Annotated in this window: 12 protein-coding genes; 5 read left to right on the top strand and 7 right to left on the bottom strand. The window is 37.4% G+C overall.

The annotated features are described in order from the left end of the window. Positions 1-359: 359 nt before the first annotated feature. The 4 genes from A8L44_RS18920 to A8L44_RS08615 form a co-directional block, all read right to left on the bottom strand. Positions 360-518 (bottom strand): hypothetical protein, encoded by a 159-nt coding sequence (locus tag A8L44_RS18920; RefSeq protein ID WP_175354261.1) that lies wholly within the window; start codon positions 516-518, stop codon positions 360-362. 289 nt (positions 519-807) lie between these two features. Next, complete coding sequence (locus tag A8L44_RS08625; RefSeq protein ID WP_066104208.1) at positions 808-1,575, bottom strand: YqjF family protein; 768 nt, start codon at positions 1,573-1,575, stop codon at positions 808-810. 268 nt (positions 1,576-1,843) lie between these two features. Further along, positions 1,844-2,113 carry a phospholipase A2 family protein gene (locus A8L44_RS08620; protein ID WP_066104205.1) on the bottom strand — a complete coding sequence of 90 codons (270 nt, stop codon included), beginning with the start codon at positions 2,111-2,113 and terminating at the stop codon, positions 1,844-1,846. Positions 2,114-2,301: 188 nt separating this feature from the next. Further along, a complete protein-coding gene (locus A8L44_RS08615; RefSeq protein ID WP_066104203.1) occupies positions 2,302-5,244 on the bottom strand; it encodes an SH3 domain-containing protein in 2,943 nt (980 codons plus the stop codon). A gap of 283 nt (positions 5,245-5,527) precedes the next feature. On the opposite strand from A8L44_RS08615, the gene A8L44_RS08610 reads away from it, so the two are divergent. Then, the gene (locus A8L44_RS08610) at positions 5,528-6,220 is read left to right on the top strand and encodes a DUF1919 domain-containing protein (protein ID WP_066104200.1); all 693 of its coding nucleotides are present in this window, start codon (positions 5,528-5,530) and stop codon (positions 6,218-6,220) included. 109 nt (positions 6,221-6,329) lie between these two features. Here the strand turns inward: A8L44_RS08610 and A8L44_RS08605 are convergent, their stop codons facing one another. Beyond that, a complete protein-coding gene (locus A8L44_RS08605; protein WP_066104197.1) occupies positions 6,330-6,791 on the bottom strand; it encodes a PH domain-containing protein in 462 nt (153 codons plus the stop codon). Between the two features lie 379 nt (positions 6,792-7,170). On the opposite strand from A8L44_RS08605, the gene A8L44_RS08600 reads away from it, so the two are divergent. The 3 genes from A8L44_RS08600 to A8L44_RS08590 are packed head-to-tail and all read left to right on the top strand — an operon-like array spanning position 7,171 to position 9,457. Then, positions 7,171-7,971 carry a hypothetical protein gene (locus A8L44_RS08600; RefSeq protein ID WP_066104194.1) on the top strand — a complete coding sequence of 267 codons (801 nt, stop codon included), beginning with the start codon at positions 7,171-7,173 and terminating at the stop codon, positions 7,969-7,971. 24 nt (positions 7,972-7,995) lie between these two features. Continuing rightward, positions 7,996-9,075 (top strand): toxic anion resistance protein, encoded by a 1,080-nt coding sequence (locus A8L44_RS08595; protein WP_066104191.1) that lies wholly within the window; start codon positions 7,996-7,998, stop codon positions 9,073-9,075. Positions 9,076-9,088: 13 nt separating this feature from the next. Beyond that, the gene (locus A8L44_RS08590) at positions 9,089-9,457 is read left to right on the top strand and encodes a hypothetical protein (protein ID WP_066104187.1); all 369 of its coding nucleotides are present in this window, start codon (positions 9,089-9,091) and stop codon (positions 9,455-9,457) included. Between the two features lie 247 nt (positions 9,458-9,704). Here the strand turns inward: A8L44_RS08590 and A8L44_RS08585 are convergent, their stop codons facing one another. Continuing rightward, positions 9,705-10,982 (bottom strand): dicarboxylate/amino acid:cation symporter, encoded by a 1,278-nt coding sequence (locus tag A8L44_RS08585; RefSeq protein WP_066104184.1) that lies wholly within the window; start codon positions 10,980-10,982, stop codon positions 9,705-9,707. Positions 10,983-11,195: 213 nt separating this feature from the next. Further along, positions 11,196-12,239, bottom strand: coding sequence for a DctP family TRAP transporter solute-binding subunit (locus tag A8L44_RS08580; RefSeq protein WP_066104181.1), 1,044 nt, complete (start codon positions 12,237-12,239; stop codon positions 11,196-11,198). 88 nt (positions 12,240-12,327) lie between these two features. Between A8L44_RS08580 and A8L44_RS08575 the strand changes: the two genes are divergently transcribed. Beyond that, positions 12,328-13,908, top strand: coding sequence for an ATP-binding protein (locus tag A8L44_RS08575; protein ID WP_066104178.1), 1,581 nt, complete (start codon positions 12,328-12,330; stop codon positions 13,906-13,908). Positions 13,909-13,918: the final 10 nt, after the last annotated feature.

The raw sequence follows: 13,918 nt of genomic DNA, 5'->3' as shown, positions 1-13,918 counted from the left end.
TGGTTAGATTCATCTTTCAATTGAAAGTTATAGTCAATATAAGTAAAAAGTCATGATTCTATTGTTTTTTAGAAAGGTATTGACTCTGAATCCTCAATTTTTTGAAGTTAGAAATATCGTTTAGTAAAAAATATCGAGTTTCTTCTATTAAATATAGGGCTGAGAGAATACTATAGCCAGAATGAGCCTAGGAGAGAGCTTTTTATTTTCATTAGATTAACATCTTAATGAAGTTAAGGTGCAGATTTGATGAACTAGGATAGGAAAATACGGGGTAAGAATTATAGAAAAAATGAAGAGAAAACACTAAGTAGGAAAAGTATGAATAGAGGTTGAATGTAGGCAAATAAAAAACCCCGTTAATCGAGACGGGGTACTTTAAGTTCAGCATATCTTTTTGCAACCAAATGCTTCAGTTGCTCTAAATCTTCTAATGTAGTTTTATTTCCGATATAATCTTTAATCACCGGAGGTATGGTTATTGAATTCGTTTTTTTCGTTGGCTCTTTTATGTCCATTTTTAGCATCTATCCTTCTGGAAAACTATTATAGTACCATTATATAGTTACAATGTTACGAATAGATTAATAGGAGTTTACATTTTAATATTATTAAGAAGTCAAAAGAAAGCCAATTTACCGAAAAGATAGGAGTAAGTTATGGTAGCAATCATTTACCCAACTGATGGGTATGATAAAAGGGAGAATGAATTAAGAAGAATTCAGTTAAATACTTTTATCTAACCAGACTAAAGAGAGTATATTTTCGTTTAACATAATATAGTCGAGATTACACCTATTGTATAGATTATTTGTCTGTGGAGTGTTTAATTTTGCCCACAATTTTTGGAGGGAAAAATAAAAATCGCTTTCTTCTCGAGTAATGCATATGCTGTGGTGCAGGATCGAGTGTTTCATCTCCTAAAAAGTCGAGCATAGTATTAGTTGAAATATGCGCATGAACCATACTTACTTTCCATTGATCGTGATGAATATCTCCGCGTATGATTAAATCGCCCCAAATACTATACATACTGTATCGTTCTAATAACCAAAAATCCAAAGAGTTCGGCAGGGGTTCGTATAAAATCTGTTTACGCTCATAATGAACATCGAGTTGATAGGTTTTTTTATTGCTTTCTCGTACACTTTGAAAATAAAATTGATCCCTTTCCTGTTGAAAGTACATATGTGCTTTTTTATAAGGTAGGCCCAAGCCCACTTGTGCTCCCAAGACGGCTAATAGTTTATCAGCATCCAAACTAAAAAAATAAATACCAGGAACACCCTTGTATTTAACATATGTACGTACATTCAGCTCTAAATAAGTATGAAGATATGGAAAATGTGGAAGCCCTCTTGCTCTCATTTTAGTTATCTTAAAGGGAATAATCGAAATCCATGCTTTTCCTTCATATGAATCAATCTCCAATTCCTCCGGCACATATGGACGGAGAAGGGTGGGGTCTATTTGATAATGTAAAAATAGCATATCATTCCATACCTGGGTCAGTACCCACGGTGATTTCGGTAAAGGGAAAGGGCGATGTTTCGTTTCGTTCAACTCAAAATACATAAATTCCGCCTCATTTCTCTAGGTATATTAAATGTTTTGCCCATATATATAGATATTAAACATTCCGATAAAGCAACACGGCATAATAAAAAGAATAGAACAAGAGGGAATGCAATTTACATAATATTTAAGAGTGATTATAGCTGAGGGAAATATGGAGTTAAATATAAAATTTCCAGATCTAATAGTACTGATGTAATGTATAGGTTAAAAGTAAAGACCTCTCTAATCAGAAAGATTTGAGAGGCTTTTTATAGTTTCTGATTAATTATCGGAGATCATACCTAAGACGCATGACATTGTAAAACAATCGAGCATCTCGTCCCATTTTTGTTCGAGGATTTATTTGTGATTGAAGGCAGTTTAACAGCATCTCGTCACACTGTTTGGTGGGTCCAAATCTCTTATAACAGTCATCATGTTTCTTGCAGCATGAGTCTACTTGATTAGTAGGTCCCCATGGACCGGAACAGCCAGGACCGCACCAATTATATCCTGGATAACATAGTCCTTTGCCTGCACGTCTTCTTCTTTGCATAGTTCCACCTCCATATAAATCTTTATAATTAATATATGAGGAGTCGGACAAAACGTAAGGGCGGATAAATAGTGAATGTTTCCTTATGTTTTCTAATTGGCTGTTATGACAAAACAAATATATCCTTATAGAAAAAGCCCAGAGTGAATCTCTGGGCTAAAACTAAGATATGATAATCTCACAATCTATTATTTATTCAATTCACGGATAATATGCATTCCGGAAACCCATCCTTGTGTACCATTTGAAAGTTTCACTTTATACCATCCATTGCTGGTTACCGGATTGTTTTTTGAATCAACCGATAGCTCAATATATTGATAATTAGATAGGGTACCGACTATACTGCTGCCTGTATTCGCAGCAGAACGGACATTTAAGGATGTAGCATCCACACGCGCCAGATTTTTAACGGACATGTATTTATAATAACTGCTTAATCCAAAACTGGATGTATAATACATTTTCCCTTTGTATTTTACTTTTAAAGACTCATTGTTATGTTTTTCTAGTAAATTAAAGGTTTCTCCTGCTTGAATGCTGACAGAAGATCCTGAGTTTGTTTTTGTGACATATTCAGAACTGACCCAGCCGGTTTTTCCGTTATATTGAACCTTATACCAGCTACCACTTGCACTAAGATAGGTTATCGTTTTCCCATTAGGAATGGTGAGCAGAATAGAACCATCTGTTGAAGCACCTGATCGCAAATTTAGGTTTGAAGTTGTCTGATAAACGGTTGAACCTGTGTTATCTGCTGATGTCAGATTAATTGTTTTATGGGCTACAGCAAGAGTACCGGTAGGAAAGACATCTTTTGCATCAGGATAAGAGGGTCTGCTTGGCACCTTTTTATTCGGGGTGGCATTTTTTGCACCCTCGTTACTGTAATCAAGCATTGCCGACATATGTTTGGCAATCGCTTTTCCCCAATTTGAATCGGTCGCATAATAAAAATTCATCCCGCTGCTTAGGCTGTCGATTCTATTCCCATTACTATCTTTAACGGTAGAACCAAGATAAGCACCTTTATAGGACCAGTATCCTTCATTTAAATACGTTGCTTTCATCATTTGAGCAATAAATTCAATATTTGATTTGATTGTATTAAATTTGACAGCACCCACGAATGGAGCTGCATCGTAGGCTCCGTAACCAAACAGATTATTTTTTGCCAATGATATAGTCGATTTACCGAAATTGCTCTCATGAATGGCATGTGCTGCAAGATACAAAGCGTTCACGCCATACTTGTTTGCTGCATCAATAAATATGCTTCCCCTGTTATATAGAACACTGTTGGAGGAGGTTGCATTTTTCGCAATATACGTATTAATCTGAGCAGCTGTTACGGATGAATTTGTCCTTAAATCCATCGTTACATAGGAATCTAAACTGATTGGATTAGAGGAATCGGAGGTAGATGCTCCTTTTACCAGGTAGGATGAGTTGACCCAGCCTGTAAGTGAGTTAAAGGAAACCTTATACCATGACCCTTTTTTGGATAAATACGTAACCTGCTTTCCTTTAGGTATAGTAGTAATGACTGTTGCACTGGTAGAGCCTGAAATTCGAAACTTCAAATTAGCAGTTGTCGTATAAATCTCTTTATTCTTTACTTCCTCTTTTTTATCTTCAGTTGTTTCCTTTAGGAATTCAGAGCTGACCCAACCTGTTTTGTTTCCATACTTCACCTTAAACCAAAAACTGTTTTTTGATAGATAGGTAACTTTCTCTCCTTTTGGGATAAGCATTAATACAGACCCCTGGGTAGAAGCCTCAGTTCTTAGATTCAGTTTAGCAGTAGTTTGATAAGTCAAATTCGCCTTTGGTTTTTCAACAGAAGGGGAGGGACTCTCATTTTTAACCGGTGTAACACCTTTTAAATAACTGGAGCTGACCCAACCAGTTTTACCGCTAAATTTCACCTTGAACCAAGAACCGCTCTTGGAAACATAAGTAACAGATTTCCCTTTAGGAATTGTCGTTAAAATGGATCCTTTCGTTGAAGCAGAAGAACGTAAATTTAAATTTGCTGTCGCTTGATACTTCACCTCTTGCTGTGGTTTTGCCACGGTAGATGGTGTGCCTGTACCGTTTGTTGGTTTAGCAGCAGCTGAGTTAGCTTTTAAATAACTGGAGCTGACCCAACCGGTTTTACCGCTAAATTTCACCTTGAACCATGAACCGCTCTTAGAAACATAAGTAACGGATTTCCCTTTAGGAATCGTCGTAAGAATAGATCCTTTTGTGGAAGAAGAGGATCGTAAATTTAAATTAGCTGTTGCTTGGTACGTAACCTCTTGCTGTGGTTTTGCCACAGCGGAAGGGGTGCTGCTCGTTGGTTTAGCAGCAGCTGAGTTAGCTTTTAAATAACTGGAGCTGACCCAACCGGTTTTACCGCCATATTTTACTTTGAACCATGAACCGCTTTTGGAAACATAAGTAACGGATTTCCCTTTAGGAATCGTCGTTAAAATAGCTCCTTTTGTTGAAGCGGATGATCGTAAATTAAGGTTAGCTTTCGTTGTGTAGGCTGATGAACTGCTGGTAACAACAGCAGATTTCACCACAGCAGCAGGTTCAACCTTAGCTTTCTCATTTATTTTTTTTACATAATCTGAACTAACCCAGCCCGTAGTAGTTTGATATTTTACTTTAATCCAAGAACCGCTAGTGGAAATATAGGTTAGGGTTTTCCCTTTAGGTATGGTTTTCAGGATTTTCCCATTGGTTGACGCTTTGGATCGTAAATTAAGATTAGCTGTAGTTTGATAGCCAGAGACAATTGCTTTACTAGAAGTAATATTTTCAGCTTTCTTCACATACTTATTATTGACCCATCCTGTGCGATTGTTAAATTTCACTTTGAACCAAGAACCACTTTTTGCAAGGTAGCTAATCTTTTCCCCTTTAGGGATGGTTAAGAGTACAGTGCTTTTAGTAGAATTACTGACTCGTAAATTTAAATTAGAAGTGGTTTCGTAATACGTAACACTAGATGCTTCTGCCTTTTTGGTGTCCAATAATTTTAATGATGTATCCCCGCTATATAGGATAAATCCTGCAGATAATAAAAGTGTTGTACCCTTATAGACCAATGGCTTATGGCTTGCCTTTTGATTTTGCAAATGTACATCCTCCTTTATTCTCCCTCAGTTTTACAAGGCTGTATGGCATATATTTTTGTCAGACAACAGCAAAGACCAGTTAAATCAATCCCAAACAAATTTAAGGATAAAATGAGTAACTAAAAAATGTCTCCATCATAAAATGTCATAGAGGGTGCTATATCACATATCGGCATAATTTGGGAAATCTTTAGCGAGAAATGTAAGATTCCATAATTTAGATGTTATTTTTTCATTAAAAAAAGGAATAAAGGTAATAATAATGTAGAAAGGGGGAGATAAAATGGAAGGTTATCTACAAAAAATAACGAAAAAGATATCTAGTTATTGTTTTCATCTGGATATGAAAAAGAAAGTGAAAAACAGTCATTTCACGATTGTCTCAGACAATGATTGGGGCAAGAAAGTATACGATGATTTAGGTATGGAATACAACTCTCCATTTATTGGAATGTTCATATTTGCACCGGACTATATTGAGCTTTTATCTAACTTTGAGCATTATATGAAATCTCCCCTTAAATTTACACTCCATTCAAAATATGATGGAATAACGGATATCTATCCCATTGGGCTGTTGGACCAGAAAGTGGAGATCCATTTCTATTCCTATAAGTATAAACAGACAGCATTAAATGACTGGAATGAAAGAGTTAAACGCATAAATTGGGATCAGTTGTTTTTTAAATTCAGCGATCAGTATCAGTGCAGAAAAGAATGTATTGAAACGTTCAATCAGTTGCCTTTAAAAAACAAAGTCTGTTTTACGGCTAGGCCAATGGGACATTTAGACAATGTGATTTGTTTTTCAAATCAACACATAGAAACCAAATTACAAAATGAGCTAACGGATTATAAGAAATACTTTGATGTAGCATCTTGGCTGAATACAGGGGAAGTGATTAAGAAAGAGTCTGAAAAAAGAAAAGCCAATTTTGAACTGCATTTTCCTTTTAAGCTAATCGACAACAAATAGATAATTAATTAAAACACCGGTGTTTTCCGGTGTTTTTTATGTGCTCATGGTATTAGACCGACGCTGCAGGCAGATTGCACTTAAAAAGGCTAATCTATTAATTCTTATCCTAACTCTCCGTACGATTTTCAAAATGGTAATCCGTTTTTATATGTGGATTTTGCTTTAATAATTGACGAACAAATTCAGTTTGGTTTTTTGGTGAAATGGCAATCGTATTAAATCCTGTAAAATTAATTTCTATTTTATTCATAGATTGGGCAGGATCTGTAAAAGGATTTCTGGTTTTTCTTATACTACTAATCGTATCAATCTTAATTTCCTTCTTAAATGGACCGTAGTGTATGGTGAGGAGATTTTCCGCAATTGTATATCCCGTTTTAAGCCATATCCACATTAAACAAAAACCAACTGGTACTAAGAGTACGATTTTAATCCATTGCTTGTCTAAGAACTCAGGGGTCATCCAAACACCAAGGTCTGGAAAGAAAATGGGTGAAAGAATAAAAATAAATGCGAATAACCAAATGGTAGCGGTTATCCATAAGTCTCTTTTTGATGAAAAATACATGCTATCATCCTCTATTCGTTTGAATTTATACTTTCTTGGTGGTACGTATGTAGATGTAATTTACCCTTCAAATTAACAGGTGAATTAATGGAAATTCGCCGTCGATTGGCCGTTTTACGATTTGGGTCAGCTTTCAATTTGTATTTTACCAAAACAATCCATATTTTAGGTGTGTAAAATAGTTTCTATTCTGAAATTTTAAATTAAGATATTCGCTTAGGGAAAGAAATAATATATAAATATAGTTTTTCTTGAGATATCCATTATTTTTGATAAAAGTGCTACAGGAAATGAAAATTACCAATGTTTTTTGAAACTATCTGTCTGTTTGTTCGTATGTATAGTATGGTAAAATTGCCTTAGAAAGGGGTGACTGTTTATGTTCTATATGATCCTTCTTGGATTGGTAGGAGCTACAGCTGTAGTTTTTCTGCAGGACGCAAAACCAGCAGGACCAAAACAGGAACGTTTGGCAAATGTGATGAAGCGAATAGCAGGTAAAAATCAAAAAGACCAGTTTGTATGCACTCAATTGGATGATCGTTATGCCCATTATGTATATGAATTGGATTCAAATATACTATCTATCTTGGCTGGACCGGATTACATTACGATTAATGCGCAAAAAGCTAAAACCAAACAGCCTTTACTTGATGTTCGATACGATACAAGATCGAGAGTTTATACAGAAAAGAAAATCTCTGAACAGTTATTAAAGAAAGAAAGCGATCTAGAAAAGATTGACCTGTTTTTAAGATGGGCCATTATGAGTTTTCAGCCGGAAAAAATGAAAATGATATATCAAAATAACAATAACTTTACTGCTCTTATAAACGAGCTGGAAGATGCGAGAAAAAGAAACTATCTCTCATCACCGATTGATCATGCCTTTACTCAAATTATCCCAAGCCTGGGTTATTTACTGGAGCATGTGGATCTCATCTCTGATGTTGATTATGAGCATCAGGTTAAGGAGACAATAATTAAAGATTTACGAAAGCTGATAGCTGACTTTAGTCAATTGGAATCCAAACAACAAGAAAAGTATGAACATGATACATTAAATCGACTGATTATCATACAGGAGCGAATTACACAAATTCGCAGACATATTGACAATACAAGGGAATTTGACTTAAAGAAAACATTGACTACAATCGATCAAAGATACGAAAAATAATGTCGGACAAGAGGTGGAAAACCGATGAGTGAACAAAATAGGGAATTTGATGAAACAGCGATTCAATCATTCATAAATCCCGAAGATATGAAAAAATTAAATGATGAAGCAACTCAGGTCGTCAAAAAAATATCTGACACGGATGCACATAATATTGACTCCGTCCTAGAGCATTTAAGCAATTTCGGCGGCAATGAGCAACGTATGGCTGGGGAATCATTAAACAGCCTTCGCAGACCAGTCAAAGACATGATGGACAACAAGGACAATCACGATATACCAACTAATCTGCTCAAGCTTCGCGAGGCGGTTTCTGACCTAAATCCAAATGCCTATCAGACAAAAGGAATAGCAAAGATTGTTCCGAAGTTTTTGCGCAAGAGTTCAAATGAAAAGTTTATTGCCAAGTATCAAACAGTGGAAAAGAATATTGATGAAATCGTCCAGTCCTTACTTAGAGGAAGAGATATGCTTCAGGAGGATAATGCTGAGCTTGATGTCATCAAAAAAGATGTCCATGAAAAAATTTATCTCTTAGATAAACAAATCTATATGGGTCAGCATCTTTTCCAAATGATTGAGGATAAAAAGAACGATCCAGAATGGCAGAATAAGCAGCAGCTTGTCATGGAGGCACAGGAGAAAATTATTGTGCGAACAAAGAATATGAGCTCTATGGTAAATGTGCTACAGCAATCCCTTGCTTCTGTTGATATTATCAAGAAAAATAATGATAAATTGAAAGAAGCCATTCGGAATGCAATTGATACGACTAAGAACTTAGCTCCCGTTACATCTGCTATTCATTTGGCACTGCAAAATCAGGAAAGAATCATTACAGCAATCAATGACGTAAATGAAGCTACAGAAAACATGATTTTGGCAAACGCGCAAATGCTAAAAGAAAACACAGAAAAAACAACGAAGCTCCTGGAGAATCCATCTATCTCGATTGAAAAGCTTCAAAAGGCTTACCAGGATATTTATTCTGCTATTGAGACCCAGGAAGCATCCAGCAGAAGGATTATCGCCAGCAGTAAAGAGTTTGTAACGAAGCTGGATGATATGAACAGAGAAATGAAAACGAAGTTATTAAATCAATAAGGGGGAAGAAACCATGCAATATGTTAGATATTCTCTCTTGCTGCTAACCTGTTATTTGACCGTGATGTTTAGTGGATTGATACCAGTGGTATTCTTTGATTCATTCGGAATGTTCCTGGGTTCCTATATTTCCATGTCCATCGGGATTACAATTCTTTTATTTGGCTTATTCTTTATGAAAATGAAAGAAAACCATTCATTGAAAATGAGGTTGCTTGTCATTAATACGATTGGTTTCCTGCTATTCCATTTTAATTTTGCAGGATACACTTCATACAACTCCATGGTACTGTGTTATCCCATCCTAGCAGTCTTAACATTGGTTGCATACGACAAGTATTATAAAAAGCAGAAGGAAAAAGGAAATCGAATATACTACTGAAACGCCGATTGATTCGGCGTTTTTTTTATTTAACTGTTCTTCAGAGACGGGACGTCAGATAGGCAGTCTTTTCATTATGCAGCTATCTTCTCAGGTATGGATTAAGAGCAATAATTAAATTAACCTGAAAATGAAAAATAATAAGTATCACAGGTTGATCATCCGTATATGAATGGAAAATTAGAAAAAGTATTTAAAAAGAAAGACAAGCTGGCAGATGGAGGCACGGCTTGTCTTTCTCTTTGTTTTATAGATTGTCTGCAGGAGAAGTGGCATCATACCTCTTTGGTTGTTCATCAGGCACAAAATCCGCATTGAATTCTTTCTCTGATTTAGAAACAACAACAGTTGCCACACCGTTGCCAATTAGGTTCGTAATTGCACGTGCTTCAGACATGAAACGATCGACACCAATTAATAACGCCATTCCTTCTACCGGAATCATTGGGAAGGCAGCCAAAGTGGCGGCCAGTGTGATAAAGCCGGATCCTGTCACCCCTGCAGCGCCTTTTGAGGTTAGCATCAATATGCCAAGCAAGGTCAGTTCTTGCCAGATGGTCAAATCAATCCCATAGGCCTGGGCGATAAAGATGGCGGCCATTGATAGATATATAGATGTACCATCAAGGTTGAAGGAGTACCCTGTAGGGATGACCAAACCGACGACTTGCTTTGAACAGCCGTAGTTTTCTAGCTTTCGCATCATTCCCGGCAGGGCAGATTCGGAAGATGATGTACCAAGAACCAGCAGAATCTCTTCTTTAATATAGGCCATGAACTTAAAGATATTAAAACCGTAATATTTTGCAATTGAGCCGAGGACCAAGACGACGAATAAAAACATAGTGAGGTACACAGAGCCCATCAATTTTCCGAGTGAAACAAGCGATCCAAGACCGAAATTTCCGATTGTATAGGCCATTGCGGCAAACGCGGCGATAGGGGATATTTTCATAACCATATTGACAATCTTAAAGAATATATCAGCTATTATTTCAAAGAAGGTGATGACTGGTTTGGCTCTTTCGCCGACAGAAGCAGCAGCCAGTCCGAATAGAATTGCTGAGAACAAGACCGGAAGCAGTTCCCCTGAAGCAAGGGCGCCGACAACATTCTCAGGAATCAAGTTCAGAATGAATGCTCCGAAGCCCTGATCCGATTCAGCAGCCTGTGCCGTATATTGAGATACATCGCCAGTTTTTAAATTCTCTGTATTAAGCCCGCTTCCAGGCTGAACAAAGTTGACGACAAGAATACCGATTGCTAAAGCAAGAGTGGATACAATTTCGAAATACAATAAAGCCTTGCCGCCAATCTTCCCGATTTTCTTTAGGTTGCCCATGCTTCCAATCCCAATGATTACTGTCAAAAAGATAATTGGAGCAATCAACATTTTAATTAATTTTATGAATAAATCAGCAAGGATTTTTAAACTGGCACCGAACTCAGGGAAAATTGCCCCTACCATAATCCCTAAAATGATACCGGTGACAACTTGGACAGTTAGATTCTTAAAGATTTTCAAAGCCACCCCTTCTTTCTGTTTTATTGTTAGCGCTTACAATTTATTGTGTTTATCTTAAAGGATAAAGAAGGAATTGTGGGATTATGGTTTTAATGTTCTTTTTGGTCTTTTTGGTCATCAGGATAATTTTCTTAATCGAAAGAATGAGCATATTTCTTTAATCAGCATCTAATCTATATGAAAAAGAAAGACCTTCCGTAGGGGAAGGCCTCATCAGTCAATCGACTCTTGAATCTTTTTTAATAGTTTTTCGTCGAATTGGGTCTTATAGTAATCATACAGTGGCAAGAAAGTTTGCTGCCATTGCCGTAATTCTTCGCCACTTAGATGATAGATTTCAAGCTCAGCGGAAGCTTCCAATTTCGCTAAGGATTCTCTGTTCATTTGCTCGGATTGCGTTAAGTTCCAAGCTGTCGCTTCGTCCATTGCTTCGATGACTGCCTGCTGTAAATTCTTTGGAAGACTGTTCCAAAACTCATTGTTAATCATGACTGCATATCCAAGAATACCATGGTTGGATAGTATCATATGATCTTGCACTTGATAGAAACCCTTAGAATCAATGTTAGAAATCGTATTTTCTTGGCCGTCAAGCTTCTCCCTTTCTAATAAACTATAAACCTGGTCAAAGGAAGCGCTTCGGTTCTCTGCACCAACAAGGTTCAGCTGCCTTTTGAGCATGTTACTTGGCATGGTACGCAGAGTAAGTCCCTCAAGATTATCTGGCAGTTTAACAGGAGAATGGGCCGTTGTAATTTGTTTAAATCCATTATTCCAAAAGGCCAAGCCCTTTACACCATACTCATCAAGCATCCCTAATAGCTCTCCCTTTATGGGACCTGTGAAAATCTCTTCTATATCTTTATAATTCTTCAATAAATACGGCAGATCGAGAACTTGCCATTCGGGAATCCAATCTGTCACTTTTGAGAAGGAGGGAGCAATCATCTCGATATCGCCATTTTGCAAAGCTTGCAGTTCCTCCCCATCTGAGTAGAGTGTGCTGTTTGGATATACCTCTACCTGGATAGCTCCGTTAGTCTTCTTCTCGACTAGCGTTGCAAATTTATCAGCGGTGAGCCCTTTTGGTGTATTTTCGGCAACAACATGACTAAAGTTGATGACAATTTGTTCGTTTAAGCCCTCTTGTTCAAAATCAGGCGGTAAGCTTGCTTTCTGCCCAACATCATGCCGAACCCCCATGTATATCACCAATACAGCAATGATGGAAACAGCTGTTATTAAAAAACTTTTCATATCATATCCCCGCCATATTATTCTTTTCAATATTCTACCATGTTTTTTGGTGGTACAATGGAAAAAAGTTACTCGAGGAGTTTTGGGCATGAAGCAAATATCTATCCATTGGAAGATTATGACTATGACTTTCTTCATCATTATCTGTTCTTTTGCTGTTGCAGGTATCTTTGTGCTCGGAAGTGTCATGGAAAAGAAGGAGGCAGAAATCAGCGAACGGAGCCTGCTCCTCTCAAGAACGGTTGCTGAATTGCCTGAGGTGAGGAAGCTGCTTTCAGAAGGCGGTGACAAAAGCAGAGCGGAAGAAATAAACCCAGTTGTTGAGCGGATTAGGGTTATCAATAATGCTGATTATATTGTTGTGCTCAATAATAATCGTATCCGACTGTCCCATCCTGTCAAAAGGATGATAGGTACAGTGTCAAAAACGGCAGATGAGGATGCTGCGTTTACGGAACACAGCTATGTCTCTAAAGCGAATGGAGAAGCAGGCACAGTTATGCGCGGATTTGTTCCTATTATGGATGATGAACATAATCAGGTAGGGGTGGTTATCACAGGATATCTGACCCCAACTCTATGGGAAATTGTATGGGGGACAAGGATTGAAATCTTCTTGGCTATTGGTTTTTCGTTGCTACTTGGCGCATGGGGAGCATGGTCACTGGCACGGCATGTTAAAAACCAAATGTTTGGGCTTGAGCCACATGAAATAGCTCGTCTCTATGCCGAACGGAATGAAACCTTCAATGCCATGCATGAAGGAATTATCGCTATTGATAATGATATGACCATTACGGTTTTTAATGAAAAGGCCTATCGTATCCTTGGTGTAGATAAGCAAAATCTAATCGGCAAGAATATTTATGATGTTCTGCCTGATACAAGATTGCCAGAAATCATTGATTTTAATCACCCGGTCTATAATAAGGAGTTATTGGTCAACCAGCATTCCATTTTGAGTAATCGTATTCCTATTCAGGTAAGGGGCAAAACGATTGGAGCCGTCGCAGTCTTTCAGGACAGGACAGACGTGAAGAAGCTAGCCGAGGAGCTTACAGGCGTAAAGGCTTTTGTTCAGGCTCTCCGTGTTCAAAATCATGAACATAAAAATAAGATGCATACAATCGCAGGCTTGCTTCAGCTTGGTAAATATAAAAAAGCAACGGAATATATCTTCCAAGCTAAAGAAGAACAAGAAATGCTCACTGATTTCCTACATGAACGCATTAAAGATGACAATCTATCAGGTTTGCTTTTAAGTAAGGTTAGCCATGGGAAAGAACTAGGTATCGAAGTCGAAATAGATAAGAACAGCAATTGGACTCATTTTCCAAATGGGCTTGACCATCATGATTTTGTCGTCATTATCGGAAATCTTATTGAAAATGCATTCGAGGCTGTACAGAAATCTATCCAAAAAGAGCGTAAAGTGTCTATTAGCTTGGACCAAACGGATGAATCTACATCAATTTTGGTGGAGGATAATGGAATTGGGATGGATGAAGCCGTCATCAATAATCTATTCAAAAATGGATACACCACCAAACAAGAAGAAGGACATGGGATTGGCATGTACTTGATTCATGAAATTGTCGCCAAAGGCGGCGGCAATATTGAAGTGGATAGTTCTCCTGGTGAAGGGACCAGCATTGTCATTACTTTTTAAGGGGGAAATG

Origin of the sequence: Bacillus sp. FJAT-27986 (assembly GCF_001685035.1) — a bacterium.
Taxonomy (GTDB): Bacteria; Bacillota; Bacilli; order Bacillales; family Pradoshiaceae; genus Pradoshia.
This window is presented reverse-complemented; position numbering and strand designations above follow the sequence as displayed.

Coding starts and splice junctions, on each gene's coding strand:
- A8L44_RS08600 (WP_066104194.1), top strand. CDS start 7,171: ATGTTCTATATGATCCTTCTTGGATTGGTAGGAGCTACAGCTGTAGTT.
- A8L44_RS18920 (WP_175354261.1), bottom strand. CDS start 518: ATGGACATAAAAGAGCCAACGAAAAAAACGAATTCAATAACCATACCT.
- A8L44_RS08625 (WP_066104208.1), bottom strand. CDS start 1,575: ATGTATTTTGAGTTGAACGAAACGAAACATCGCCCTTTCCCTTTACCG.
- A8L44_RS08575 (WP_066104178.1), top strand. CDS start 12,328: ATGAAGCAAATATCTATCCATTGGAAGATTATGACTATGACTTTCTTC.
- A8L44_RS08605 (WP_066104197.1), bottom strand. CDS start 6,791: ATGTATTTTTCATCAAAAAGAGACTTATGGATAACCGCTACCATTTGG.
- A8L44_RS08620 (WP_066104205.1), bottom strand. CDS start 2,113: ATGCAAAGAAGAAGACGTGCAGGCAAAGGACTATGTTATCCAGGATAT.
- A8L44_RS08590 (WP_066104187.1), top strand. CDS start 9,089: ATGCAATATGTTAGATATTCTCTCTTGCTGCTAACCTGTTATTTGACC.
- A8L44_RS08610 (WP_066104200.1), top strand. CDS start 5,528: ATGGAAGGTTATCTACAAAAAATAACGAAAAAGATATCTAGTTATTGT.
- A8L44_RS08595 (WP_066104191.1), top strand. CDS start 7,996: ATGAGTGAACAAAATAGGGAATTTGATGAAACAGCGATTCAATCATTC.
- A8L44_RS08580 (WP_066104181.1), bottom strand. CDS start 12,239: ATGAAAAGTTTTTTAATAACAGCTGTTTCCATCATTGCTGTATTGGTG.